Origin of the sequence: Rhodococcus parequi, from assembly GCF_046042785.1 — a bacterium.
In the GTDB taxonomy this organism is placed as follows: domain Bacteria; phylum Actinomycetota; class Actinomycetes; order Mycobacteriales; family Mycobacteriaceae; genus Prescottella; species Prescottella parequi.
Genome location: NZ_JBDLNV010000006.1, coordinates 249,361 through 273,782 on the forward strand (window position 1 = coordinate 249,361; position 24,422 = coordinate 273,782).

24 protein-coding genes and 1 pseudogene are annotated in these 24,422 nt (G+C 68.2%); 17 read left to right on the forward strand and 8 right to left on the reverse strand.

What is annotated here, in order from left to right; all coding sequences use genetic code 11:
• Positions 1 to 164: 164 nt before the first annotated feature.
• Positions 165 to 1,061, reverse strand: coding sequence for a hypothetical protein (locus tag ABEU20_RS18335; RefSeq protein ID WP_420165809.1), 897 nt, complete (start codon positions 1,059 to 1,061; stop codon positions 165 to 167).
• Between the two features lie 172 nt (positions 1,062 to 1,233).
• Between ABEU20_RS18335 and ABEU20_RS18340 the strand changes: the two genes are divergently transcribed.
• Positions 1,234 to 2,496 carry an ion channel protein gene (locus tag ABEU20_RS18340; protein WP_420165810.1) on the forward strand — a complete coding sequence of 421 codons (1,263 nt, stop codon included), beginning with the start codon at positions 1,234 to 1,236 and terminating at the stop codon, positions 2,494 to 2,496.
• A gap of 20 nt (positions 2,497 to 2,516) precedes the next feature.
• On the opposite strand, the gene ABEU20_RS18345 is transcribed toward ABEU20_RS18340, so the two are convergent.
• Entirely contained in the window at positions 2,517 to 3,383 is an 867-nt protein-coding gene (locus ABEU20_RS18345; protein ID WP_420165811.1) for an alpha/beta fold hydrolase, read from the reverse strand.
• Between the two features lie 241 nt (positions 3,384 to 3,624).
• Between ABEU20_RS18345 and ABEU20_RS18350 the strand changes: the two genes are divergently transcribed.
• The 4 genes from ABEU20_RS18350 to ABEU20_RS18365 are packed head-to-tail and all read left to right on the forward strand — an operon-like array spanning position 3,625 to position 7,432.
• The gene (locus ABEU20_RS18350) at positions 3,625 to 5,469 is read left to right on the forward strand and encodes a multicopper oxidase family protein (RefSeq protein WP_420165812.1); all 1,845 of its coding nucleotides are present in this window, start codon (positions 3,625 to 3,627) and stop codon (positions 5,467 to 5,469) included.
• Positions 5,470 to 5,524: 55 nt separating this feature from the next.
• Positions 5,525 to 5,911, forward strand: coding sequence for an ArsR/SmtB family transcription factor (locus ABEU20_RS18355; protein ID WP_420165813.1), 387 nt, complete (start codon positions 5,525 to 5,527; stop codon positions 5,909 to 5,911).
• Positions 5,908 to 6,999, forward strand: coding sequence for an ACR3 family arsenite efflux transporter (gene arsB / locus ABEU20_RS18360; RefSeq protein WP_420165814.1), 1,092 nt, complete (start codon positions 5,908 to 5,910; stop codon positions 6,997 to 6,999). Before ABEU20_RS18355 ends, arsB begins: the two co-directional genes overlap by 4 nt.
• A 4-nt stretch (positions 7,000 to 7,003) precedes the next feature.
• Positions 7,004 to 7,432, forward strand: coding sequence for an arsenate reductase ArsC (locus ABEU20_RS18365; RefSeq protein ID WP_420165815.1), 429 nt, complete (start codon positions 7,004 to 7,006; stop codon positions 7,430 to 7,432).
• Between the two features lie 11 nt (positions 7,433 to 7,443).
• On the opposite strand, the gene ykgO is transcribed toward ABEU20_RS18365, so the two are convergent.
• The 3 genes from ykgO to ABEU20_RS18380 form a co-directional block, all read right to left on the reverse strand.
• Positions 7,444 to 7,566 carry a type B 50S ribosomal protein L36 gene (gene ykgO / locus ABEU20_RS18370; RefSeq protein ID WP_420165816.1) on the reverse strand — a complete coding sequence of 41 codons (123 nt, stop codon included), beginning with the start codon at positions 7,564 to 7,566 and terminating at the stop codon, positions 7,444 to 7,446.
• A 118-nt stretch (positions 7,567 to 7,684) separates the two neighbouring features.
• Positions 7,685 to 7,813, reverse strand: coding sequence for a hypothetical protein (locus ABEU20_RS18375; protein WP_420165817.1), 129 nt, complete (start codon positions 7,811 to 7,813; stop codon positions 7,685 to 7,687).
• Positions 7,814 to 7,985: 172 nt separating this feature from the next.
• A complete protein-coding gene (locus ABEU20_RS18380) occupies positions 7,986 to 8,450 on the reverse strand; it encodes an ArsI/CadI family heavy metal resistance metalloenzyme (RefSeq protein WP_420165818.1) in 465 nt (154 codons plus the stop codon).
• Positions 8,451 to 8,547: 97 nt separating this feature from the next.
• Between ABEU20_RS18380 and ABEU20_RS18385 the strand changes: the two genes are divergently transcribed.
• The 12 genes and pseudogenes from ABEU20_RS18385 to ABEU20_RS18440 all read left to right on the forward strand — a co-directional run bounded on the left by ABEU20_RS18385 (position 8,548) and on the right by ABEU20_RS18440 (position 21,399).
• Positions 8,548 to 8,916, forward strand: a complete 369-nt coding sequence (locus tag ABEU20_RS18385) for an Rv2640c family ArsR-like transcriptional regulator (protein WP_420165819.1) — start codon at positions 8,548 to 8,550, stop codon at positions 8,914 to 8,916.
• Positions 8,917 to 9,125: 209 nt separating this feature from the next.
• Positions 9,126 to 10,277 (forward strand): annotated as a pseudogene (locus tag ABEU20_RS18390) (carboxylate-amine ligase); the annotation flags it as partial.
• A 40-nt stretch (positions 10,278 to 10,317) separates the two neighbouring features.
• Positions 10,318 to 12,102, forward strand: a complete 1,785-nt coding sequence (locus tag ABEU20_RS18395) for an N-acetylglutaminylglutamine amidotransferase (RefSeq protein ID WP_420165820.1) — start codon at positions 10,318 to 10,320, stop codon at positions 12,100 to 12,102.
• Positions 12,099 to 13,982, forward strand: coding sequence for an alpha/beta hydrolase family protein (locus tag ABEU20_RS18400; RefSeq protein WP_420165821.1), 1,884 nt, complete (start codon positions 12,099 to 12,101; stop codon positions 13,980 to 13,982). The genes ABEU20_RS18395 and ABEU20_RS18400 overlap by 4 nt, the downstream gene beginning before the upstream one ends.
• A gap of 13 nt (positions 13,983 to 13,995) precedes the next feature.
• Positions 13,996 to 15,150 (forward strand): amidohydrolase, encoded by a 1,155-nt coding sequence (locus ABEU20_RS18405; protein WP_420165822.1) that lies wholly within the window; start codon positions 13,996 to 13,998, stop codon positions 15,148 to 15,150.
• 25 nt (positions 15,151 to 15,175) lie between these two features.
• Positions 15,176 to 15,799, forward strand: coding sequence for a class I SAM-dependent methyltransferase (locus tag ABEU20_RS18410; RefSeq protein WP_420165823.1), 624 nt, complete (start codon positions 15,176 to 15,178; stop codon positions 15,797 to 15,799).
• Between the two features lie 121 nt (positions 15,800 to 15,920).
• The gene (locus ABEU20_RS18415; RefSeq protein WP_420165824.1) at positions 15,921 to 16,409 is read left to right on the forward strand and encodes a DUF1269 domain-containing protein; all 489 of its coding nucleotides are present in this window, start codon (positions 15,921 to 15,923) and stop codon (positions 16,407 to 16,409) included.
• Between the two features lie 31 nt (positions 16,410 to 16,440).
• Positions 16,441 to 17,634, forward strand: a complete 1,194-nt coding sequence (locus tag ABEU20_RS18420; RefSeq protein WP_420165825.1) for an AI-2E family transporter — start codon at positions 16,441 to 16,443, stop codon at positions 17,632 to 17,634.
• A gap of 113 nt (positions 17,635 to 17,747) precedes the next feature.
• Positions 17,748 to 19,286, forward strand: a complete 1,539-nt coding sequence (locus ABEU20_RS18425; RefSeq protein ID WP_420165826.1) for an arylsulfatase — start codon at positions 17,748 to 17,750, stop codon at positions 19,284 to 19,286.
• A gap of 5 nt (positions 19,287 to 19,291) precedes the next feature.
• Positions 19,292 to 20,233 (forward strand): HAD family hydrolase, encoded by a 942-nt coding sequence (locus ABEU20_RS18430; RefSeq protein ID WP_420165827.1) that lies wholly within the window; start codon positions 19,292 to 19,294, stop codon positions 20,231 to 20,233.
• A 75-nt stretch (positions 20,234 to 20,308) separates the two neighbouring features.
• Positions 20,309 to 21,175, forward strand: a complete 867-nt coding sequence (locus ABEU20_RS18435) for a formylglycine-generating enzyme family protein (RefSeq protein ID WP_420165955.1) — start codon at positions 20,309 to 20,311, stop codon at positions 21,173 to 21,175.
• Complete coding sequence (locus ABEU20_RS18440) at positions 21,073 to 21,399, forward strand: PH domain-containing protein (RefSeq protein WP_420165828.1); 327 nt, start codon at positions 21,073 to 21,075, stop codon at positions 21,397 to 21,399. Before ABEU20_RS18435 ends, ABEU20_RS18440 begins: the two co-directional genes overlap by 103 nt.
• A 119-nt stretch (positions 21,400 to 21,518) precedes the next feature.
• On the opposite strand, the gene ABEU20_RS18445 is transcribed toward ABEU20_RS18440, so the two are convergent.
• From ABEU20_RS18445 to ABEU20_RS18455, 3 genes are all read right to left on the reverse strand, one after another.
• Positions 21,519 to 22,451: an alpha/beta fold hydrolase gene (locus ABEU20_RS18445; RefSeq protein WP_420165829.1), complete on the reverse strand. Its 933-nt coding sequence runs from the start codon at positions 22,449 to 22,451 to the stop codon at positions 21,519 to 21,521.
• Positions 22,452 to 22,707: 256 nt separating this feature from the next.
• Complete coding sequence (locus ABEU20_RS18450; protein WP_420165830.1) at positions 22,708 to 23,514, reverse strand: IclR family transcriptional regulator; 807 nt, start codon at positions 23,512 to 23,514, stop codon at positions 22,708 to 22,710.
• Between the two features lie 42 nt (positions 23,515 to 23,556).
• On the reverse strand, positions 23,557 to 24,333 hold the full coding sequence (locus ABEU20_RS18455; protein WP_420165831.1) for an SDR family oxidoreductase: 777 nt from the start codon (positions 24,331 to 24,333) through the stop codon (positions 23,557 to 23,559).
• Positions 24,334 to 24,422: the final 89 nt, after the last annotated feature.

Sequence of the window (24,422 nt, forward strand, 5' to 3'; positions counted from 1 at the left end):
CGGGGCAACGCCATGAACAGGGCAAACCGAGTGGTCAGTCTCATGGGTAACGATGCTGTAACGGTCTCGGCTGGGCGGTCGGCCGGACATTGCGACGCTTGGGGTTTCGCTGCGCCCCGCGACCGCGAACTCCGCACGCAGGCGGGTGAAGCCGGCGCGCTCCTTCAGCGAATCATCGAGGTTTCCGTGAGTGGCTCCGCCGGACCGCGCAGGTAACGCCCGACCGGTCCCTCGTCGAGCGCGAGTGCCTTCGTGACGACCGAGGCGCCGACGACGATGCCGCACGCGACGAACATCCAGCCGATCGCGGTGAAGACCAGGCCCAGATCGCCGAACTTGGATTCCGCGGTCGCCACCGTCCGCGGCAGGACGACGTTGCCGCCGATCCTCAGAATCGTCAGCCCCGCAGCGGTGATCACTCCGGTCGCCCACAGGACGCGGGCCGACAGGCGGCGCTCGGTGAGCAGATACGGCACCAGCGTCCACAGCCCCGCCCACACGGCGAACTGGGCCACGAGGACCAGCGAACTGCCCAGGTACGGCACGCCGAGCAACACCCGGGTGGCGCCGATCAGCGCGGCGCACGCCGCCACCGACAGCAGCACCGCGATCCACCGCCACCAGCTCGCGAACTTCAGCGTCGGGACGTGCCACACCCGCCCGTACATCCGGCCCAGGGCGCGGGCGAAGGACGTCCCACCGAGCAGCACCATCAGCAGCCCGACGATGCCGAAGGCCGCGAAGGACGGCTCGTCGACACCGAAGCCGTCGGTACTCACGTCGACGCTGTCCATGTCGATACCGAACTGGTCGAAGAAGCCCTTGGTGAAACTGTCGTGGCTTCCGATCGTCGATGCCACGATCACCACCGGCAGCACCGACGTGAACGACTGGGCCGCCAGCGTCATCGAGCGGTCCGCCCACTCGATGTCGACGAAGCCGGACAGCATGCGCTGCACCGTCCGGCCGGGTGCGGTGCCACGCAACCAGCCCTGCGCGGACTCCGAACGGGCGGCGAGTGCTTCCCGGGCCAGCGCGACATTGAACCTCGACGATCGCACGGCATCCCCTTCGAACGCACCAACGCCGGGGAGACGGTCGCCGTCCCGACGGATTCCGACAGCGTAGGCGAACCGGGCGGCGCCGGCGGGCAGCCGAATCGGATGGCGTGCCCGGCTCCGCCTCCGCGCAGTACGGTGGCGGAGCGTCCATCCCGAGCCGCCGGAGGCGCCGTTGAAGGACGAGGAGCGCCCGGACGCCCGTGTGATCGCGCGCGAGGCGGTGCTCGCCCTGTTCGTCGGTGTCGGTGCGGCCGCCATCCCGATCGCCGTCCTCGCGCAGGCACGGGGGCTGGCCGTCGTCCTGTACGAGAGTGTCCCGCGGGCACTGGGGTTCGCGGGAGACGCTGCCTGGTGGATCGCGATCGTGCTGACGGTCGCGGGCATCGTCGTCGGCCTGGTCGTGTGGCTGGCACCGGGGCACGGCGGGCGGGATTCGGCGACCGCGGGCCTGATCGGGCCGTCGACGCCACTCCGGGCGCTACCGAGCCTGGTCCTCGCGCTGGTCCTCGCGCTCGGAGCCGGCGTCAGCCTGAGCCCCGAGAACGTCCTCATCTCGGTCAACGCGGCCGTGGCGGTGTGGCTGGTGGCGAAGGTGGTGCCGGGGATCGCGTCGGACCGCGTCGCGGTGCTCGCGACGGTGGCGACGATCGGCGTCCAGTTCGGCACCCCCGTCGCCGCGCCGCTCGCGTACCTCGAACTCACCGGGCGCCGGATACGCGGCAACCTGTGGGATGCGATCCTGACGCCGCTGGTCGCGGCCGGTGCCGGTGCCGCGACGATGGCGGTCCTGGACCGGCCGGTGCTGACCCTCGACGTGCCCGGTTACTCGACGGTGGCGCCGGGGGACGTCGTCGGCGGGATCGTGATCGCGACCGTGACCGCGGTTGTGGTGCTCGGCGTGGTGTACGCCCACCGTGCCCTGCACGCGTCGTTCCACCGCATCCCGAATCCGGTGCCGATGACGGGACTCGGCGGTCTCGTCCTGGGGCTGCTGGGCGCGGTGGGGGGACGCGAGTCGATGTTCAAGGACATCGGGACGATGCGGGACCTCGTGGCGGCGGCGCCGGATGTGTCGCTTCCGCGCCTGCTCGTGCTGGGCGGGTGCAGTCTCGCCGCATTCGCGGTGGCCGCCGCGAGTGGTTTCCGGGGCGGCCGGGTCATCGCGTCGGCGGCTCTCGGCGTGCTCGCCGGCCTGATCGGGCACGCGCTCGTGCCGGGAGTGCCGGTGGCGCCGGCGATCGCGTGCGGGGTGCTCGGCGCCGTGGTGGTCGCGGTGCGCAGTTGCTGGCTCGGGATCTTCATCCCGGTGTCGATGGTGGGCTCCGTGTCGGTGCTGCCGGTCCTGTGCATCGCGGTGCTGCCGGTCTGGCTGCTGGTGAGGAACCGGCCGACGATGACGGTTCCCGATCGCCGCGGGTCACCGGACGACCGGTGACCCGCGGCGACCGTCATCCGTTACGCGCGGTCGCGGAGCAGGAAGGAGAGCACCGACGACAGCCAGGCGTCGCGGGCCTCGATCATCGTCCAGTGGCCGCAGTTCGGGAACACGTGGAACTCGGCGTTGGGGATGTCGCGCATCGGCAGCAGACCCATGTCGACGGGGCTGACGCGGTCGTCGCGACCCCACGTGATCAGGGTCGGAGCCTTGATCTTGCCGAGCTTCGCCCAGTACGGCGTGATGTCGGCCTGCGCGGCTGCGGCGGCCATCGCCTTCATGGCCTTGCTGCTGTACATGCGGCGGGCGATCTCGAGCGTCTTCGGCTCGGTGGCCAGTGCCCAGCGTTCCTCGATGAGCTGCTCGGTCACCACGGCCGGGTTGTAGACCATCGAGTGCAGCCAGCGGACCAGGCTCTCGCGGGACGGGTTGTCGGTGAACTCGGTGAGCAGCTTGATGCCCTCGCCCGGGAAGGGGGAGACGACGTTCTTGCCGATGCCGCCGATCGAGACGAGCTTGTTCACCCGCTCGGGATGCGAGATCGCGATGTTCGCGCCGACGCCGCCGCCCATCGAGTTGCCGATGATGTCGACCGCGCCGAGACCCAGTCCGTCGAGGAAGGTCGGGACGGCGCCCACGGCCTCGACCATCGGGTGGCCGTCGCACGGGTCGGACACGCCGAAGCCGGGGAACTCGAGGACGTAGCAGGTGAAGTGCTCCGCGAAGTCCGCGAGGACGCCGCGGTAGTTACGCCAACCGGTTACACCGGGGCCCGAACCGTGCAGCAGCAGCAGCGGCGGACCGTCGCCGGCCTGGTGGTACCGGAGGACACCCTGATCGGTGTGCAGTTCCCGCTTGGAGTCCTCGTAACTGATCTCAATAGCCATCGTCAGCCTCTGTCTTGTCGCAAATGTCATCAGGACACACCAGCCTGTCTCGGATCGTGTCCTCCTGCCATACGAGTTCCCGCGAAGTGGAAAGGTTCCACGAGGTGATTCGTCCGGCTCGCCGGGAACGGGACGGCGAATCCGGGTGGATGCTCGCAAAGGGTCAGGGCGGCAGACGGTTCCGGCGTACCGTCGTGCGGGCGTGCTCCGGCAGGGCGACCACGGGGGAGTGTGACGTGACATGAGCGGACGGATCTCGCGGCGCGCGTTCAATCGCGGGCTCGCATGGACGGCGGGGGCGATCGGGGCCGGGGCGGCGGGGATTGCCGCGGTGCGGGCGCAGGACCTGGGCGACCTCGGGAACATCGATCCGGCGCGCCCCCAGCTGTTCGCGTCGCCCCAGCTCGAGCCCTTCGTCGATCCGCTGCCCCGGATCCCGGTGCTGACCGGCTCGCAACTCGAACTGCGGGCCGCGAGCACCACGCACCGGTTCCATCGCGACCTGGATCCCTCCCCGGCCCTCGCGTACGGGGGAATGGACTACTTGGGTCCCACGGTCGAGGCGCATGCCGGCGATGCGGTGACGGTCGCCTACCGCAACGAGATAGGCGTCCACCCGCTCGCCGCGGACTTCGACACGACGCTGCACGGCGTCACCGAGCAGGACCGGACGGCGGTGCCGACGTCGATCCACCTGCACGGAGCCGTGACTCCGCCCGAACACGACGGACACCCGGCGTTCCTGCAGCGGCCCGGGCAGGGGCACGTGCACCACTATCCGAACGTCCACGAGGCCACGCAGTTCTGGTACCACGACCACGCGATGGGCATCACCCGACTCAACGTGTACGCCGGACTGGCCGGCGTGTTCCTGCTGCGCGACGAATTCGACACGGGGACAACCGGTAATGCGTGGGGCCTGCCGTCCGGTGAGTTCGAGATGCCGCTGGTCCTGCAGGAGAAGATCTTCACCGCCGACGGGCGTCAGAGCATCCGGGCGACCCCCGTGGTGCCGCAGGGGCGGTGGGACGGCGGGACACCCGGCGATGTCGGTGTCGTCAACGGCAAGATCTGGCCGGAACTCGAGGTGGCCCGCGGGATGTACCGCCTCCGGCTCGTCAACGCCGCGTCGTTCAGTGTGTGGAACCTCTTCTTCGGCAACAGGATGCGCTTCTGGGTCCTCGGGATGGAAAGCGGCCTGCTCGCCGCGCCGGTGCCGACGACGCGCGTGCGACTCGCCCCCGGTGAGCGCGTCGACCTGCTCGTGGATTTCGGCGCCGTCGAACCCGGCGGGACGGTGGAGTTGTGCAACGACGAACCGCCACCGCTCGCGGCGTCGCAGCGCGGCGCACGCGCGATGCCCCTGTTCTGCCGATTCCGGGTGGCGGACACCCGGGGCTTCACCGGTGCGGTGCCGGAGACGCTGCGTGGTGGGGCCGGGCAGCCGACAGACCTCGAGCCCGTCCCGACACCGCAGGTGCAGCGGACCGTCACGGTGATGCAGTTGCCGGACCCGTCCAGCGGCAGCGTGCTCATGTCCCTCAACAACCTTCGGTTCGGGGACTCCGATATCGAGATGCCACGGCAGGGCGCCGTCGAACAGTGGGACATCGTCAACGTCACCCCCGAGCCGCATCCGATCCACCTGCATCTGGTCAACTTTCGGGTTCTCGGGCGGCAGGCCTTCGACGTGGCGCGGTACGTCCGGGAGAATCCGGCCCCGCCGGTCGGCACCAAGTGGGCGCCGCCCGTCGACGCCTTCGTCACCGGCCCGCGCGTCCCACCGGAACCGTGGGAGTCCGGAGACAAGGACACCGTGGTCGCGAACCCGGGCACGGTGACCCGGATCGTCGCGGTGTTCCCGACGGCGGGCCGGCTGGGATTCGACCCGGACGCGACCTTCGGCGTCGGCGAGATCGCGGCGCCGGTGTCGCCGGAGCACGGTGGCCACGGCACACCCGCGCACGCCGGGCACGACGCGGCACCGGCCGCCTCCGGTCCGCTACAGGGCTACGTCTGGCACTGCCACATGCTCGACCACGAGGACCACGACATGATGCTCGGTTACCGGACGGTCGCGGAATGACCCGCTGAGTGCACCCTCCGGGCCTGCTTGGTTCGATCGATGTCAATATAGATGTATGTCGAATCAGGATGTCGAGCCGGCCCGCTGTGCCCCGCTCGGGGGTCCGCCTCTCGCGGAGGACCGCGCGGGCGATCTGGCCTGCATGTTCAAGGCGCTCGGCGATCCGGTGCGGCTGCGGATGCTGAGTCTGATCGCCGCCCACGAGGGCGGGGAGAGCTGTGTCTGCGACATCTCGCCCGGCTTCGATCTGTCCCAGCCGACCATCTCCCACCACCTGAAGGTGCTGCGAGAGGCCGGGCTACTCGACTCCGAAAGGCGCGGAACCTGGGTGTACTACCGCGTGATTCCGTCGGCGCTGGAGCAGCTTTCGACGGTGCTGTCCGCGGAGTGGGGTGGCGTCGCGGGCTCGGCCTGCCGGCCGGTCGTGGAGATCGTCCGGTGACCGACACGAGCAACCGGACTGCTGTGGTCGGCAAGCTCTCGACGCTCGATCGGTTCCTGCCGGTGTGGATCGGCGTCGCGATGGTCGTAGGCCTGCTCCTTGGCCGGATGATCCCGGGACTCGGAGACACCCTGAGCACGGTCGAGATCGACGGCATCTCGCTGCCGATCGCCCTCGGCCTGCTGATCATGATGTACCCGGTACTGGCGAAGGTCCGCTACGACCGCCTCGACACCGTCACGGGTGACCGGCGGTTGCTGCTCGGATCGCTGCTGCTCAACTGGGTCCTCGGTCCGGCGCTGATGTTCGCGCTCGCCTGGATCTTCCTGCCCGACCTGCCGGAATATCGGACCGGCCTCATCATCGTGGGCCTCGCCCGCTGTATCGCCATGGTGATCATCTGGAACGACCTTGCGTGTGGCGACCGGGAGGCAGCCGCGGTACTCGTGGCGATCAACTCGGTGTTCCAGGTGATCATGTTCGCCGTGCTCGGCTGGTTCTACCTGTCGGTCCTGCCCGGCTGGATCGGCTTGGAGCAGACCACGATCGACACCTCGCCGTGGCAGATCGCGAAGTCCGTTCTGATCTTCCTCGGAATCCCACTTCTGGCCGGGTTCCTCACTCGATTCTTCGGTGAGAAGTTCAGGGGCAGAGCGTGGTACGAGTCGGCCTTCCTGCCGAGGATCGGTCCGTGGGCGCTGTACGGGTTGCTGTTCACGATCGTGATCCTCTTCGCGCTGCAGGGCGAGCGGATCACCTCGCAGCCAATGGACGTGGTGCGGATCGCGATCCCGCTGCTGGCGTACTTCGCGATCATGTGGGGTGGCGGATACCTGCTCGGCGTGGCGATCGGGCTGGGCTACCAGCGCACCACCACGCTCGCGTTCACTGCGGCGGGCAACAACTTCGAACTCGCCATCGCGGTGGCCATCGCCACCTACGGTGCCACCTCGGGTCAGGCGCTCGCCGGCGTCGTGGGCCCTCTGATCGAGGTTCCCGTGCTCGTCGGACTCGTCTACGTTTCCCTGGCGTTGCGTAAGCGGTTCACGCGCTCCGGGTTCGCCCAGGCGTCGTCGAAGGAGTCCTGAGTAGATGACCGTTCCCAGCGTCCTCTTCGTATGCGTTCACAACGCCGGCCGGTCCCAGATGGCCGCCGGATTCCTGGCTCACCTCGCGGGGGATCGGATCGAGGTCCGATCGGCCGGCAGCGCACCGGCCGACCAGGTGAACCCCGCAGCCGTCGAAGCGATGGCCGAAGTCGGCATCGACATCTCTGCGCAGTCCCCGAAGATCCTCGATGTCGGCGCGGTGCAGGCATCGGACGTCGTGATCACGATGGGCTGCGGCGACACCTGCCCGGTCTTCCCTGGAAAGTCCTACCGCGACTGGGTGCTGGACGATCCTGCCGGGCAGGGACTGGCAGCCGTCCGGCCCATTCGTGACGAGATCCTCGTCCGGGTGGAAGCGCTGATTGCCGAACTCCTGCCCTGGCCGGCAGGTGTCGTGCCGGAGAACGGGTAGCCGAAAATTCCTTACCGCTGACGTGCCTTGAATCGGGGATCTCTTTTATTGATTACGTAGACCTTTCCTCTGCGTCGTACCACCTGGGGCCCGGGTCGCTTTTTCAGCGACTTCAGGGAATGTCGAATCTCCACTCGGTACTCGCATTCGATCGGGGACGGCGGCCGCTCTGACGCGGCGACGTCCAGGCCGGGGTGCCACTGCGGGGCCGACCGAGTCGCAGTGACACCCCGTTCCGGCTGAGGTAATCGGCTAGCCGAGCAGCTGGCCGGCGGACTCTGCGGATCCGGTGAAGAAGCTCAACGCGCCGAACAGATCGGCAGCAGCGCCGGCGAAGTCGGCGATGAAGTCGAGGTAAGGAATGAACTCGGCGGAACCCATCAGTGATCTCCTATGTATCGGTGGTGAATGGGGAAATCCCTCGAACAGCTTCCGGAATTCGGCGGTAAATGGCAATAGAATGTGTCCCGCACCACTCGATATCGGAATGCATCAACATTTGGCGATATCTATATATCCAACTGCGTGGGTGAGAATGGGCGGACGAGAATGCTCAGCAGCAGGACGAATCGTTCTCTGCATCCGTTCCGCAGCACACGTCGTCCTGAGCTGCCCGTGGGCCGTCGAGGTGCCGCGGGCTGGAACCGAAGGTCTCCGAGTCGGCGAGCACGGTGTAAACCTCCCACTTCTCGCCGGCCGGGCCGGTGACCCACACCTTGTCCTGGGTGGCGAAGCAGCACGTGGTGCCGATTTCCTCGTCGGTGAACAGGCCCTCGTCGGTGAGGCGGGCGATCTCCGCGTGGACCTTCTCCGGTGACTCGACCTCGACGCCGAGGTGATTGATCGTCCCGCCCTGGCCGGGGTTCTCGAGCAGTACGAGTTTCAGTGGGGGTTCGGCGATCGCGAAGTTGGCGTAGCCGGGCTTCAGTTTGGCGGGGTGTGTCCCGAACAGTTTGGAGTAGAAGGTGACCGCCTCCTGCAGGTCGTCGACGTTGAGGGCGAGTTGGGCGCGTGACATGACATGCCTCCACCTGTGCGATATATGTCGAATTGCTTGCATTCCCACCCTCCTCACCTTTTCGACATAAGTCAAGGAGGTGCGTAGGATCGTCGTCATGCCGAAAGCTCTGCCGGTCCTCGACGTCAGTACGCCGATCTGCTGTGCTCCGGTTTCCGCCGCTCCCATGAGCGACGACGAGGCGCTGCAGGTCGCACTCCGATTGAAGGCGCTCGCCGATCCGGTTCGGATCAAGCTCGTGTCGATCCTGCTCACCGCAGCCGCCGGTGGGGTCTGCACCTGCGATCTCGCTACCGCCGTCGGGCTCGCGGAGTCCACCGTCAGCCATCACCTCGGTCAGCTGCGGAAGGCCGGCATGGTGGAGTCCGAGCGTCGCGGCATGAACGTCTACTACCGGGCGCGCGGCGATTCGCTGGATGCCCTCCGTCTGGTGCTCGATCCCAACTGCTGCGCAGGGCCTCGTTAGCTCCCTTCGCCACCGGGTCGCAAGGTTGCGGGTGGGTATCAACCTGCCAACGAACGTCGAAAGGTGTGCCGCGGCGGGGGCCAGGGTGCGAACACTGATTCGGGCGCCTGGTTGAAATCCCGGCGGTCAGGGTAAGCGGTCGACGAGTCGGTCGCGTGCGGCAGTAGGCACGGCCCGGATCACTCGTCGACGGACACGGAGGACCCCGGATGAGCGGCCGTAACCTCGGTGTCGAGGAGGAGTTCCACCTCATCGACGCGGAGACCCGGCGACTCGTCACGCGCGCGCCGGACCTGCTGCGGCGGCTGCCCGGGGACGTCTACGTCGAGGAACTGCAGCGCTGCGTCGTCGAGGTCAACAGCGGGGTCTTCCCGAATCTGGGCGATCTGCGCGCGGACCTGATCCATCGACGCCGGGTTCTGGTCGATACCGCGACCGAACTCGGTGTCGGCGTGGTGGCCGCCGGGGCAGTGCCCCTCTCGGTGCCCGCCGAGATGGCCGTCACCGAGACTCCCCGGTACCGGCGAATGCTCGCCGACTATCAGCTCCTCGCCCGGGAACAGCTGATCTGCGGTACCCAGGTGCACGTGGACGTGGCGGACCGCGACGAGGCCGTCCGGATCGCCAATCGGGTGGCCCTCTACCTGCCGATCTTCCTCGCCCTGAGCGCGAGCTCGCCGTTCTGGGCCGACGGCACCGACACCGGATACGCCAGCATGCGATCGCTCGTGTGGAGTCGCTGGCCCACCACCGGTCCGGCGGCGCCGGTGGAATCGGCGGCCGAGTACGACCGGCTGATCGCCGACCTCGTCGCGAGCGGCGTCATCAGCGGACCCGGGATGGTGTACTTCGACCTCCGACCGTCCGATCGATACTCGACGCTCGAGCTGCGGGTGTGCGACAGCTGCCCGTCGGTGGACACGATCGCGCTCGTGGCCGGACTGTTCCGCGCGCTCGTCGACCGCGAGGCCGCGGGCCTCCGCGAGGGGCGACCGGCGCTGGAAGTTTCGCCCACGCTGGTTCGCGCGGCCATGTGGCGGGCGGCGCGCTCGGGTCTCGAGGGCGACCTGGTCGATGTGGAGACGGTGGCGCCGCGCCCCGCGCCGCACGTGGTGGAGAGCCTGATCGGGTCGCTGCGACCCCACCTCGAGTCGGCCGGCGACTGGGACGTGGTCTCCACGCTGGCCGCCACCACTCTGCGGGTGGGAAGTTCGTCGGCGCGACAGCGCCGCATCCTGCTGCGACGGGGTCGGCTGACCGACGTCGTCGACCTGCTCGCGGCCGAGACCGCGGGACGGGTGGGCCCGGACTACGGGCTCCGTGAGCCGAACCCGTCGCGGCGGGGCGGCGGAAACCCCCGGACCGTGACCGGGGACGACATCCCGGGAGGAGTTGCCGAACATGTGTGGCATATGCGGTGAGGTGCGTTTCGACGGCGCGACGCCCGACGTCGGGGCCGTCGCCCGGATGACCGACGCGATGGTCACGCGCGGGCCGGACGCAGCCGGCGCGTACGCCCAGCAGTCGGTGGCGTTCGGCCATCGCCGCCTGTGCATCATCGACCTCTCGACGCGGGGCGGGCAGCCGATGGTCGACAGCGATCTCCGGTTGTCGCTGGTGTTCAACGGCTGCATCTACAACTACAAGGAACTGCGTGCCGATCTGCAGCAGGCCGGTTACCGATTCTTCTCGACGGCGGACAGTGAGGTGGTGCTCAAGAGCTTCCACCGCTGGGGCGCGGACTGTGTCCACCGATTCAAGGGCATGTTCGCGTTCGCGGTGCACGAGCTCGACACGGGCGTAGTGACATTCGTCAGGGATCGGCTGGGGATCAAGCCGCTGTACTTCGCGGAGCTGCCGGGACGGCTTCGGTTCGCCTCGACGTTACAGGCGCTGCTGCGCGGCGGCGGCGTCGACACCACGATCGACCGTGTGGCCCTGCACCACTACCTGAGTTTCGCGGCGGCGGTCCCGGCGCCGCACACCATGTTCGAGGGAGTACGCAAGCTCCCGCCGGCGACGATCAGGGTGGTGCAGCCCGACGGCAGTGCCACCGAACGGCAGTACTGGGAGCCCAGATTCGAGCCGTCCCCCGAGCGGGCGTCGTGGACGTCGGAGCAGTGGCAGCACGCCCTGATGGACTCGCTGAGGAGGGCCGTGTCGCGGCGGATGGTCGCCGACGTACCGGTGGGCGTACTGCTCTCGGGCGGGATCGACTCCAGTCTGCTCGTGGCACTGCTCGCCGAACAGGGACAGCGGGACCTGGCGACCTTCAGTATCGGATTCGACTCCGCCGGAGGAGAATCCGGAAACGAATACTTCTACTCCGATCTGGTGGCGCGGACGTTCGACACCGACCACCACCAGATCCACATCGATCCGGCGCGGCTGCCGGCGGCCGTGCCGAAGACGATCGAGGCGATGAGTGAGCCGATGCTCAGCCACGACTGCGTGGCGTTCTTCCTCCTCTCGGAAGAGGTCTCGAAGTCGGTCAAGGTGGTGCAGTCCGGTCAGGGCGCCGACGAGATCCTCGGTGGCTACCACTGGTATCCGCCGCTGGTCGGGGTGGCCCGGGAGCAGTCCGCCGAGGCGTACGCCAAGGTGTACTTCGACCGCACCCACGACGACATCGCGCTACTGCTCCGCCCCGAGTACTGCCTCGATCGCGACGTCAGCACGGAATTCGTCGTCCGGCACCACAGTGCTCCGGGCGCCGACACCTCCGTCGACGCCGCGCTGCGTCTCGACACGACGGTGATGCTCGTGGAGGACCCCGTGAAGAGGGTCGACACGATGACCATGGCCTGGGGACTCGAGGCCCGGGTGCCGTTCCTCGACCACGAGTTCGTCGAGCTCGCGGCAAGCTGCCCACCGGAACTCAAGCTGGCCGGTGACGGCAAGGGTGTGCTCAAGGAGGCCAGCCGCGGTCTCCTGCCGAGCGAGGTGATCGACCGGACGAAGGGGTACTTCCCGGTGCCCGGGATCCGGCACCTCGAGGGTGGCGTTCTCGACCTCGTCCAGGACGCGTTGCGCAGCCGCAATGTCCGCGAGCGCGGGTTGTATCGACCGGACGCTCTCGACGCACTGTTCTCTGCTCCCAACGAGATCCGGACCGCACGCGGAGTGAACACCCTGTGGCAGGTGGGATTGCTGGAGATGTGGCTACAGGCGATGGAACGGCTGTGACAGTCGAGGGCTTCACGGAACGGCAAGGCGGACAGCATATCCGCTTCACATCCGGCGCCTCGGTTTCCCCGGACGCGACGGGATTCGCGCACCTCGTCGACGACGGAGGGTATCCCTGGGCCGTCCAACGCTTCCTGTCGGGACGGCCCGGCAGTACGGACCGCCCGGTGGAACTGCCCGTGCCGGGTCCGGTGACGAGAATCGTGCACTCGGCGGACAGCGGCTGGCTCGCGTGCCAGGTGGCACCCCACGGCGGCAACCGTACCCAGGTGTGGGTGGTGCGAACCGACCCCCAGGACCGGTCGGCGCGACTGGTCGGGTCGCAGCACGCGTGTTCCACCGAACTGATCGGATGGGACGGGAATCGGCTGGCGCTCACGGCGACCGACGAGGAGGGCGTGGCCGAGGCGCGGCTGGTCGATCCGCAGACCCAGGACACGATCACGCTCGACCGCCGGGTCGGCTCCTTCCTCGTCGACTCGTGGGCCGGAGCGGCGCTGCTCCGGGTGGGTCCCCGCGGGCATCGGGAGCTGCTGCTGCAACGCGCCGACGGTAGTCGGATCCCGTTGTTGCCGGCGGACTTCGGATCGACCACCGACGCGGGCGTCATACTCGACGACCACCGCCTGTCCGGTGTGCTCGGCCGGCGCCGGTCGCCGTGGGCGTCGAGCGAGGGTGAACCGGAGCAGTACATCCGCGCACTGGTGCGCAGCGACAACGGCGCGGAGTTCGCGCGACTGCTGGGAGTGGCGGTTTCCGAGCAGGGCGCCTCCTACCGGGTCCTGGCCGAGCGTGACTACTGCGGACTCGACGAGTTCGTCGTCAGCGACGACCACACCACCGTGGCCCTGCTGTGGAACTACAAGGGGCTGAGCGAGTTGCAGATCCTGCATCTCGCGGACGGGACCGTCGACACGCCGATCCAGCTGCCCGGGCTGGTGGCGTCGGAGCTGAGCATCAGCGCGGACGGCTCGTTGCTGGCCGTCACGGTCGAGGGCCCCGGGATGCCGCCGTCCGTGGAGATCGTGGATCCGCGGACGGGCGAGTGGGGTCCGGTGGAACCGGCCCGGACCCGCATGACCCGGGCCGACGCCCCGATCCTCGTCGAGTTCACCGCGCGCGACGGGCTGCCGCTCACCGGCTGGCTGTATAGGGCGCCGGGGGAGGAGCCCGGGCCGGTGATGTTGTGGTTCCACGGCGGACCGGAACTGCAGGAACGACCCGGGTACAGCGACTACTTCCCGGCGCTCGTCCAGGCCGGCATCACGGTGTTCGCGCCCAACGTGCGTGGCTCGGGTGGATTCGGCCGCACCTTCGTGCACGCCGACGAGCGGTACGGCCGATTCGCCGGCATCGACGACGTCGCCGACTGCGTGCGCTACCTCGTGGACAACGGTGTCGCCGACCCCGCGCGGGTCGCGTGCGCCGGACACTCGTACGGCGGTTACCTGACCCTGGCGGCACTCACGTTCCACCCCGATCTCTTCGCTACCGGTATCGCGGTGTGCGGCATGAGCAGTCTGGAAACCTTCTACGCCAACACCGAGCCGTGGATCGCGGCAGCCGCCTACCCCAAGTACGGCCACCCCGAGCACGATCGGGAACTGCTGGCCGAGCTGTCGCCGATCCACCGCGTCGACGCGCTGAGGGCGCCTGTCCTCGTGGTGCACGGCGCCCACGACACCAACGTGCCGGTCAGCGAGTCCGAGCAGGTCGTGGCGTCGGTGCGGGCGCACGGCGGTGTCGCCGAGCTCCTGTTGTTCGACGACGAGGGTCACGACATCGTCAAGCGGGAGAATCGGGACACGCTCGCGACGACGATGGTGAACTGGCTGACCAGCCGGCTGGCGCGGTCCGACGCCCCGGTGTCGGCGATCTGACGGGGGTGCCCGCATGCGCATCGACAACGACCGGCTCGTCGCGTGGCGACGGGATCTGCACGCCCATCCCGAACTGTCCTTCGAGGAGTTCCGGACGACCGCGCTGGTGCGCGACCAGCTCCGTTCGGTGGGGCTCGCGCCGGTGCTGCTGCCGAGCGGCACCGGGCTGTGGTGCGACGTCGGGCCGGACACCCCGACGTGTGTCGCGCTGCGCGCCGACCTCGACGCGCTCCCGCTGACGGAGACCACCGGGCTGTCGTACGCGTCCACGGTCGACGGGGTGTGCCACGCGTGCGGGCACGACGCGCACACCGCGATGCTCCTCGAAGCCGCGACCGTGCTGGCGGCCGAGCCGCCCCCGCAACGGGTGCGCCTGATCTTCCAGCCGGGTGAGGAGACGACTCCGGGAGGGGCCGTCGGGGTCGTCGCCGCCGGCGCCCTCGAGGGTGTCTCGCGGATCTTCGCCCTGCACTGTGCGCCGCAACTCGAGGTCGGCAAGATCGCCACGCGGGCCGGGCCGATCACCTCGTCCGGCGCCATGCTCACCGTGCGGTTGCACTCGGCGGGAGGGCATTCGGCGCGTCCGCATCTGACGGGTGATCTCATCTTCGCCGCCGCGGTGCTCGTGACCGGCCTGGCGTCGGTGCTCGACCGCCGACTGGACGCCCGCACCGCCACCGTCCTGACGTGGGGACGGATCCGGGCCGGCCGCGCCGGCAACGCCATACCGGAGTCGGGGGAACTGGTGGGCACGTTGCGCAGCGCGTCGCACCGGACGTGGGCGACGGTGGAACCGCTGGTCCGCCGGAGCATCGCGGAACTGCTCGCGCCGTACGCCGTCGACCACGAGCTGGATTACGTGCAGGGCGTTCCCCCGGTGGTCAACGATCCCGAGGCGACCGCCGAGATGATCTCCGCGATCCGGGCCGTCGTGGGGCTCGAGAACCTGGCCGAGGCCGGACAGTCGAGTGGCGGTGAGGATTTCGCGTGGTATCTCGAGCACGTTCCCGGTGCCATGGCACGGCTGGGTGTGTGGGACGGCACGAGCCCGCGGCACGATCTCCACACGCCGAACTTCGACCTGGACGAGCGTGCCCTCGTGAACGGGGTGCGGACCTTCCTCGCGCTCGCCTACGGTGGAGAATTCGAGGTCGGGTCGGGGGAGTGACGAGCGGATCGGGAGGCCGGCAGACATGGGGTTCTACGTGGATCGGATCGTCCCGCACCTGGTGGACGTCTCGTGCGGGATGTCGCTGACCGAGGCGTCGCGGCGGCGGGCGTGCGCGGACCTCCACGGCCGGGTGCTCGAGATCGGCTTCGGGTCGGGCCTCAACGTCCCCTTCTACCCGGACGCGGTCGATTCCGTCAGCGCCGTCGAACCCGCCGACGAGGCGTGGAAGATCGCCGGCAAGCGTCTCGCCGGCTCGCGCGTTCCCGTCGAGCGATCCGGTCTCGACGGCCAGTCGTTGCCGTTCCCCGACAACACGTTCGACACCGCACTGTCCACGTGGACGATGTGCACGATTCCCGACGTCGATGCCGCGCTGCGCGAGGTGCGACGCGTCCTGAAGCCGGGCGGGACCCTGCACTTCGTCGAACACGGACTCGCGCCGCACGCCAAGGTTCGGCGTTGGCAGCGCCGGCTCGAGCCGATCCAGAAGACCGTCGCGGGCGGCTGCCATCTGACCCGCGACATCCCCGCCCTGGTGCGTGCCGCGGGGTTCGAGATCGCGGATCTCGACAGCTTCTACGAGAAGGGTGCTCCGAAGGTCATGGGGGCGCTCTCGCTCGGGGTCACGGCGCCTGTCGCCGGCTGATCCGACGCGCCGCGGCCGAGGATGCGTCGGTACTTCATCCGAAAGGTGTGAGTTCTCGCGAGGGTTCAGCGCCTACGGTGCTGACAGGGCCGATCCGGCTCTCGACCTCGAGGAGATGATCATGGCAGGAACACTGACTGTCTGGAAGTTCGCCTCCCCCACCGGCGCCGATACCGCCGTCGCGACGTTGGAGGACCTGCGAAAGCAGGAGCTGCTCACCGTTCACGATGCGGCCGTGGTGAGCTGGCCGGAAGGGCACCGGAAGCCGAAGACCAGGCAACTCCACAACCTCGCCGGCGCGGGCGCACTCGGCGGCGCCTTCTGGGGGCTGCTCTTCGGCATTCTGTTCTTCATCCCCCTGATCGGAATTGCCGTCGGGGCGGCCGTCGGCGCGCTGACCGGGGCACTGACCGATGTCGGAATCGACGACGACTTCATCAAGCGACTCAAGGACCAGATCACGCCGGGCACGTCGGCGCTGTTCGTGCTCACTTCCGATGCCACGCTCGATCGCGTGCACGACGAGTTCCACGGCCAGCACGCCGAACTGATCTCCACCAATCTGTCCCACGAGCAGGAGGCGCACCTTCGGGAGGTGTTCGCGGACTGATCGACAACTCACTCTCGGTCCGGGAGGGACGATGACTCGCTCACACAGATCGCGATCCGGCCGGACCGTGCCCGCGGTGCCGGTACCCACGTTGACGCCGGCGCCGTGGGCGATTCCCCGCGGGCTGATCGTGTTGCTCGCCGGCGCGGGCGCCGTGGTGTCCATCGCCGGGATCAAGGTCTTCGCCGGGATCCTCGGGCCGGTGTTCCTGGCGCTCATGCTCACCGTCGCGGTCCAGCCGATCCAGTCCTGGATGCAGCGACGCGGGCTTCCCGCGTGGCTCGGGATGATCACCACGGTGCTCGTGGTGTATCTGATCCTCATCGGCCTGATCGGGGCCCTGGCACTGTCCGCGGCGCAACTCGCCACCCAACTGCCGCAGTACGCGGACACGGTGGACGACCTGCTGGACGACGTTCGATCGTTCCTGGCCGGCGCGGGTGTGAATTCCGAGCAGATCCACAACGTGCTCAGCAGCATCGACGTCGGCAAGGTCGTCGGACTGATCGAATCAGCGCTGCAGGGCCTGCTCGGGGTGTTCTCCAACCTCTTCTTCATCCTGGCGCTGCTGCTGTTCATGGCGTTCGACGGGATGAGCATCGGCAAGAAGATGCAGATCGTGGCGCGCAGTCGACCCGAGATCGCCTATGCGCTCTCGACTTTCGCTGCGGGTACACGCAAGTACCTGGTCGTGTCCACCGTGTTCGGCCTCATCGTGGCGGTGCTCGACGGCGGGGCGCTGTGGCTGATGGGGGTGCCGCTGCCGGTCCTGTGGGCACTGTTGTCGTTCATCACGAACTACATTCCCAACATCGGATTCGTGATCGGCGTGATCCCGCCGGCGCTGCTCGCGCTGCTCGACGGCGGGCCCGGCCTGATGGTGTGGGTCATCGTGGTCTATTGCGTCATCAACTTCGTCATCCAGTCGATCATCCAGCCGAAGTTCGTCGGGGACGCCGTCGGAATGAGTGTCACGGTGACCTTCCTGGCGCTGGTGTTCTGGGCCTGGGTACTCGGCCCGCTCGGTGCGTTGCTGGCCATTCCGATGACTCTGCTGGTCAAAGCCATGCTGCTCGACATCGATCCGGCCACCCGATGGGTGAACGTCCTCATCGGCGAGAAGGTGGGGGACGATCCGATCCCCTCGGAGGCCGACAATCCGCCACCTGCGCCCGATACCGACGACCGCGAGCCGGCGCCCGGCCCCGTCCTGCCGGTCACATGACGGCCGCCGCTGCCGGACTCATCCCGAACGGGTGATGCGGCCGGCATCCGGAGGGCGCAGCCTGATCTCGATATCGGACGAAACGATACGCGGAGCGGACGAGGAGACGTGTGATGCCGGATTCGAAGCCGAATATTCTGGTGATCTGGGGAGACGACATCGGGATCAGCAATCTCAGCTGCTACAGCGAAGGATTGATGGGCTACCGCACCCCCAACATCGATCGACTCGCCGACGAGGGCATGAAGTTCACCGACTCGTACGGTGAGCAGAGCTGCACGGCGGGGCGTGCGTCGTTCATCACCGGCCAGAGCGTCTACCGGACCGGGATGAGCAAGGTCGGCATGCCGGGCGCCGACGTCGGTCTCTCGGCGGACGATCCGACGATCGCGGAGCTGATCAAGCCACTCGGCTACGCCACCGGCCAGTTCGGCAAGAACCACCTGGGTGATCTCAACAAGTATCTGCCGACCGCGCACGGCTTCGACGAGTTCTTCGGCAACCTGTATCACCTCAATGCCGAGGAGGAGCCGGAACTTCCGGACTACCCGGATCAGGATCGGTATCCGAGGTTGTACAACCTGCAGCGTCCCCGCGGGGTCCTTCGCTCGTGGGCCACCGACGAGGACGATCCGACCGAGGATCCGAGGTTCGGCCGCGTCGGCAGACAGCGGATCGAGGACACCGGACCGCTGACGAAGAAGCGGATGGAGACGATCGACGACGAGATCGCCGACGCCTGTGTCGATTTCATCCGTCGGCAGCACGAGGCCGAGACCCCGTTCTTCGTGTGGCTCAACTTCACCCACATGCACGTGCGGACCCACACCAAACCGGAAAGCCTGGGACAGGCCGGCATCTGGCAATCGCCGTACCACGACACGATGATCGACCACGACAAGAACGTCGGATCGGTTCTGGATGTGCTGGACGAGCTCGGTCTGGCCGACGACACCATCGTCATCTACAGCACCGACAACGGGCCGCACGCGAACACGTGGCCGGACGGCGCGACCACACCCTTCCGGAGCGAGAAGGACACCAATTGGGAAGGGGCGTTCCGGGTTCCACAGGTGATCAGGTGGCCCGGCCGGATCGCGGCGGGAACGGTGTCGAACGACATCGTCCAGCATCACGACTGGCTGCCCACCTTTCTCGCAGCGGCGGGAGACGCGGACGTCGTCGACAAGCTGAAGTCCGGGCACACCGTCGCCGACAAGACGTTCAAGGTGCACATCGACGGCTACAACCTGCTTCCGTATCTCACAGGCGAGGTGGACAAGAGTCCGCGCCGGGGCATGGTCTACTTCTCCGACGACTGTGACGTTCTCGGCGTCCGGTTCGAGAACTGGAAGATCGTCTTCATGGAGCAGCGGGCGCAGGGCACCCTCGGAATCTGGGCAGAGCCGTTCACGGAGCTGCGGGTGCCGAAGCTGTTCAACCTGCGTACCGATCCCTTCGAGCGCGCGGACGTCACGTCGAACACGTACTGGGACTGGTTCCTCGACCACGACTACATCGCCTTCTACGGCACCGCGATCGGCACGGCATTCCTCGAGACGTTCAAGGAGTTCCCGCCCCGGCAGGAGCCCGCAACCTTCACCATCGACCACGCGGTGAAGAAGCTGCACGCCTTCCTGGCGCGGGACTGATCACCGTGGCCGATACGCTTCCCTCCTGGACAGACGGAGAGACACGCACCGCGATAGTCGATTTCGTCGAGCGGGTCGTCGACGAAGCGGGGCCCGACTACGTGGAGCCCGCAAGCCGCGTCGCGGTGTTCGACAACGACGGCACGCTGTGGTGCGAGAAGCCCATGCCGATCCAGCTGGACTTCACGATCCGACGTCTGGGGGAGATGGCGGACGACGACGCCTCCCTGCAGTCGCAGCAGCCGTGGAAGGCGGCCCACGAGAACGACATGGACTGGCTCGGTGGTGCGATGGTCAAGCACTACCATGGGGACGACGGTGATCTGAAGTTGTTGATGGGAGCCATCACCCGGGCGTTCGACGAGGTGACCGTCGAGGAGTACGACGCGCGGGTGACGGCGTTCTTCGATGACGCCGACCATCCGACGCTGGGCCGACCGTACCGGGGATGTGGTTACGCCCCGATGGTCGACCTGCTGCGCTACCTCGAGGCCAACGGGTTCACCACCTACATCGCCTCCGGCGGCGACCGGGACTTCATGCGACCGGTCGCCGGTGAGCTGTACGGGGTGCCGCCGGAGCGCATCATCGGCAGTGCCCTCGGGCTCTCGTACCGGGAGCGGGAGGGCGCCCCCGACCTGCTCTACAAGGCTGCGATGGACTTCTTCGACGACGGCCCGGAGAAGCCCGTGCGCATCTGGAGCCGCATCGGACGCCGGCCGATCCTGTCGGTCGGCAACTCCAACGGCGACCTGCCGATGCTCGCCTTCACCGGACTGCCGGACTCGCCGGCCCTCCGACTGCTGCTCCTGCACGACGACGGCGAACGCGAGTTCGACTACGTCGCGGGTGCCGAGGACATCCTCGAACACGCGCGCCGAAACGACTGGACCGTGGTGAGCATGAAGGATGATTGGCGTGAGGTGTTCGCGCCCGGCACAGCTTGAGCAGGAGAGAATCTCGTGACGACCGGTATCGCCACCCTGACCGAACTCCGACAGATTCCCGCACAGACCTTCACGATGGGATCCGACGCCCACTACCCGGAGGAACGCCCGGCACACCGGGTGGAGGTCGAGACGTTCTCCATCGAGTCCCGCCAGGTCACCAACGCCCAGTACGCATCCTTCGTGGCGGCCACCGGATATCGGACGGTCGCCGAACGGCCGCTCGATCCCGCCGACTTCCCGGGGGCACCCGCGGTGAACCTGCAGCCGGGATCGATGGTCTTCGTGGGCACGCCGGGCCCGGTGGACCTGCGCCACATCGACCAGTGGTGGCGGTGGACGCCGGGGGCGTCGTGGCGCCGTCCCGAGGGGCCGCGGTCCACGCTCACCGGCCGCAGCGATCACCCCGTCGTGCACATCGCGCACGAGGACGCGCAGGCATATGCCGAGTGGGCCGGGAGGGCACTGCCCACCGAGGCGCAATGGGAGGCGGCGGCGCGCGGTGGACTGGATCACGCCGAGTTCACGTGGGGCGACGGACCGGAACCGGACGGCGGTCGTCTCGCGAACTTCTGGCACGGCGACTTCCCCTGGCGCGCAGCACCCGGGTACGGCAGCACGACACCGGTGGCGTCGTACCCGTCCAACCCGTACGGGCTGTACGACATGGCCGGCAACGTGTGGGAGTGGACCGACGACTGGTACGCCGAGGGGCACGGCGACGGGCACTCGTGCTGCGCGCCGCGCAACCCGCGCGGCCCGGGCGTCGAGGGCAGCTACGACCCGCGGCAACCGCAGTTCCGGGTGCCCCGCAAGGTCATCAAGGGTGGATCGTTCCTGTGCGCCGACAGCTACTGTCGCCGTTACCGGCCGGCCGCCCGCCGGCCGCACATGATCGATACGGGCATGAGTCACATCGGGTTTCGCTGCGTCGGCGGCTGATTCTCGTCGACAAGCAGGGCATCACCGGCCGTAAGACCGAGTACCACAGTGTCCTCTACAAGTCGATCACCCACTTCTCCGTCGAGACGGCCGGATCGTTCGATCTCGATGCGGAACTGAAGATTTGGATATCGGGCAATCCGATGCCCATCCAGAAGCAGTTCTCCAAGGGCGTGAACATCTACGAGGTGCAGGCGATGCTCACCCACTTCGTCGCGTCGTAGCGCGGTCGAGGCCCCGTCGCCGGCGGCGCGGAATCAGGCCCCCGCCGGCGGCGGCGAACCCCGTGTCCCATCCAGTGTATCCACTCGCCGGACGTATCCCGCCGATCCAGCGACGGTTGTCATCGAGTCGGGACGTGCTCGTCGAGGAACTTCTGTGTCGACTCGGCGATCTCCGCCGCGTGGGCGTGGAACAGATAGTGATGGCCGTCCATGACCGTGACCTGTTGGATCGCCGGGTTGCTGATCGCGGCGCGGTGCGAGGACTCCCATTCCGGCTCCACTTCGAGTGAGGAGGCGGCAAGGAACGACAGGGCCGGCAGTGTGGGTGGGAACACGGCGCCCTCGGCCGCCTGCACGTTCTGTGCCCCGCGGGCCATCTCGTCGAGCACGGTCGGATTCAGCACCCACGAATATGCCTGCAGGTACAGGTCCTGCTGTTCGGTAGTGAATTCGGCCGCGTCGCCGAGGCTCTCGCGGTAGTCGGCCACCAGTCCCAGATAGTCGGTGCTCTTGTCCAGCGCGATGAGATCCCGGGTTCCTCCTGCGGCGTTCACGATGGACATCCAACTCGGCCAGTCCGGCGAGCCGTGGGCGGCATCGGCGGTGTAGCGCTCGTCGTCGAGACCCACCACGGCGGCAACCTCGTCGGGGTGGTGCGTGGTCCACCACAGCGCGTAGAGGCCGGAAACGGAATGTGGCATGAGGACGTAGGGGCCGTCGATACCCAGCGTCACCAGTGCGGAGCGGATCTCGTCGACGATCGCTTCACTGGTGCGGGGAGCGTCGGTGCCGTCGCTCAGTCCCATCCCCAGGGGCTCGACGGTGACGACCGTGTTCTGTTCCGCCAGCTTCTCGGCGAGAGGGGCGAAGCCGATGATCGGCTCCGGCGTGGCCAGGCCGGGCATCAGGATGACGGTCCGGGGCCCCGAACCCTGGACCGTCACACTCATCCGGTGTCCGTTCACGTCGACGTACCGGTGCTCGGCGCCGATCAGTTGCTCGATGGCGTGCTTGTCCCGCGGTGTCTGCCACCTGTGGAAGAGTGCTGACACGGCAACGGCCGCAACGATTATCGCGAGCAGTCCGACGAAAACCCGCCGCACGGCTCGAAGTAGCCGGCGCCTTCGCGTGGGAGGGATCGATTCCGCTGGCGCACTGCCCGTTTCGACTCCGGGCCGCTCGTCCGGCGCCGACTCGACAGTGGTTGGATCAGGCCTCCTCGGTATCCCCATGGAATCAACCTATCCGACACTGGTCCGGCGGCGGAGGATTTTTACTACAATGCGTAGTAATGAGGGTGTGGCCGCCTCACGCGGACATCAGCTGCACCGACGACGTGAGGGCTGCGGCAACGGCGCGTCCGGCCTCGAGAACCAGTGGTGCGCAGCGCTCCAGGCGGGCGGCGTCGGCGAGGGGACCGCACAGCGACACCGCTGCGACGGTTCCCCCGTCGACCCGCACCGGCGCACCGACGCACGCCACGGCGCCGGACGACTCGCCTCGTGCGAACGTAACCCCGCGGCGGGCTCGCGCCCGACCGAGGTCGCGGTGCAGCCCGGGGAGGTCCGCAATCGTCCGGTCGGTGCAGCGGCGCAGCGGCTCCCCGCCGTACGCGAGGTCGACCTGTTCGGGAACGAGGCCTGCCAGAATCGCCTTTCCGGCAGCCGTCGCGTGCGCCGGAACGCGCCCTCCGACACGGGCGTTCGCGGGTGAATCGGGCCGGGCGCCGATTCTGTCGAGACACAGGATGTCGGTGTTCTCGAGCACGCCGAGGTGCACGATCATGCCGGTTCGGTGGTGCAGTTCGTTGAGGACCGGCGCCGCGGCCGCGCGAATCTCCCCGTGGTGCCCCTCACCGCCGCCGAGGCGATGCAGGCGCGGGCCCAGGTGGTAGCCGCCGGGGGAGTGTTCGACCCAGCCCAGGCGCAGCAGCGAATCGAGGATGCGATGCACCGTCGAGCGCGGCAGCCGGGTGCGCCGCGCGAGTTCCTCGAGCGGCACGCGCGAGGAGAATCCGCCGAAGGCGTCGAGGATGACCGTCATCCGGTCGACCATCGACGGTGGCACCCCACCCTCCACCGGCGAGATGCGAGAGCCCTGATCGAGTGTCGTCACGAGCGTTCCTTTCCGTGCGGCCCGGCGAAACGTGCTGCGGGACTACCAGGTCTGGTCGCCGCGCAGGACGGCGTCGGCGCCACCGTCGACGAAGATCACCTGCCCGGTCACGTGCGAGTTCACGGGGGAGGTGAGCCAGGCCAGCAGCGGAGCGATCTGCTCGGGGCGGGCATGGCCGTGCAGCGGCATCGGGACGGCGCCGTCGATGGCCTGACGTCCGGCCTCGGTGTCGAGCATTGCCTGGATCATCGGGGTGACGATGGTGCCCGGCGCGATCGCGTTGAGCGGGATGCCCGCCTTCGCCCACTCGGGAGTGATCGCGGTGCGGCGTACCCAGCGGGCGATCGCGGCCTTGGAGGATCCGTAGACGAGGGCGCCGGCACCGCTGTCGACGGCGGCCCGTGCGGCCTCCACCGCCGCGGCCTCGTCGCCGGCCAGGGCCGCATCGACGATCGCCGGATCGTTCGGGTGCACCGACGCGACGGACGAGATCACGACCGCCCGCGGGTCGGTACCGGCGGCGAGCAGGGGGCGCAGGCCCTCGAGGGTCGCGACGGCGCCGAAGTAGTTGACCTTGATGGTGAGCGGATCGAACAGCGCCACGCCGGCGCACGCGACGACACCGTCGAGGCGTCCGCCGGTGAGCTCACGGGCCTGCTCGACGAGGGCGGCGCGCCCCTCGTCGGTGGCCAGGTCGGCGGTGATGTCCGCGTCGCGCAGGTCGGCGCCGATCACGTGGATGCCCTGCTCGCGCAGGTAGGTGGTGGTCGCGGCGCCGATTCCGGAGGCGCTGCCGGTGACGAGGAATGTGCGGGGCATCTGCTGCCCTTTCGTCTCGGGGAAAGGTCGGGAGCGGTGATCGGCGTCACTGACCGTGTGCCAATCTGTGCCAGGACGCCAGTCTGTGC

Bases quoted from the DNA above. Each gene is read 5' to 3' on its own strand.
- ABEU20_RS18355 (WP_420165813.1), top strand. From the start codon at position 5,525: ATGTCGAATCAGGATGTCGAGCCGGCCCGCTGTGCCCCGCTCGGGGGT.
- ABEU20_RS18435 (WP_420165955.1), top strand. From the start codon at position 20,309: ATGGGATCCGACGCCCACTACCCGGAGGAACGCCCGGCACACCGGGTG.
- ABEU20_RS18345 (WP_420165811.1), bottom strand. From the start codon at position 3,383: ATGGCTATTGAGATCAGTTACGAGGACTCCAAGCGGGAACTGCACACC.
- ABEU20_RS18405 (WP_420165822.1), top strand. From the start codon at position 13,996: ATGCGCATCGACAACGACCGGCTCGTCGCGTGGCGACGGGATCTGCAC.
- ABEU20_RS18395 (WP_420165820.1), top strand. From the start codon at position 10,318: ATGTGTGGCATATGCGGTGAGGTGCGTTTCGACGGCGCGACGCCCGAC.
- ABEU20_RS18365 (WP_420165815.1), top strand. From the start codon at position 7,004: ATGACCGTTCCCAGCGTCCTCTTCGTATGCGTTCACAACGCCGGCCGG.
- ABEU20_RS18410 (WP_420165823.1), top strand. From the start codon at position 15,176: ATGGGGTTCTACGTGGATCGGATCGTCCCGCACCTGGTGGACGTCTCG.
- ABEU20_RS18350 (WP_420165812.1), top strand. From the start codon at position 3,625: ATGAGCGGACGGATCTCGCGGCGCGCGTTCAATCGCGGGCTCGCATGG.
- ABEU20_RS18375 (WP_420165817.1), bottom strand. From the start codon at position 7,813: ATGGGTTCCGCCGAGTTCATTCCTTACCTCGACTTCATCGCCGACTTC.
- ABEU20_RS18420 (WP_420165825.1), top strand. From the start codon at position 16,441: ATGACTCGCTCACACAGATCGCGATCCGGCCGGACCGTGCCCGCGGTG.
- ABEU20_RS18385 (WP_420165819.1), top strand. From the start codon at position 8,548: ATGCCGAAAGCTCTGCCGGTCCTCGACGTCAGTACGCCGATCTGCTGT.
- ABEU20_RS18425 (WP_420165826.1), top strand. From the start codon at position 17,748: ATGCCGGATTCGAAGCCGAATATTCTGGTGATCTGGGGAGACGACATC.
- ABEU20_RS18380 (WP_420165818.1), bottom strand. From the start codon at position 8,450: ATGTCACGCGCCCAACTCGCCCTCAACGTCGACGACCTGCAGGAGGCG.
- ABEU20_RS18415 (WP_420165824.1), top strand. From the start codon at position 15,921: ATGGCAGGAACACTGACTGTCTGGAAGTTCGCCTCCCCCACCGGCGCC.
- ABEU20_RS18455 (WP_420165831.1), bottom strand. From the start codon at position 24,333: ATGCCCCGCACATTCCTCGTCACCGGCAGCGCCTCCGGAATCGGCGCC.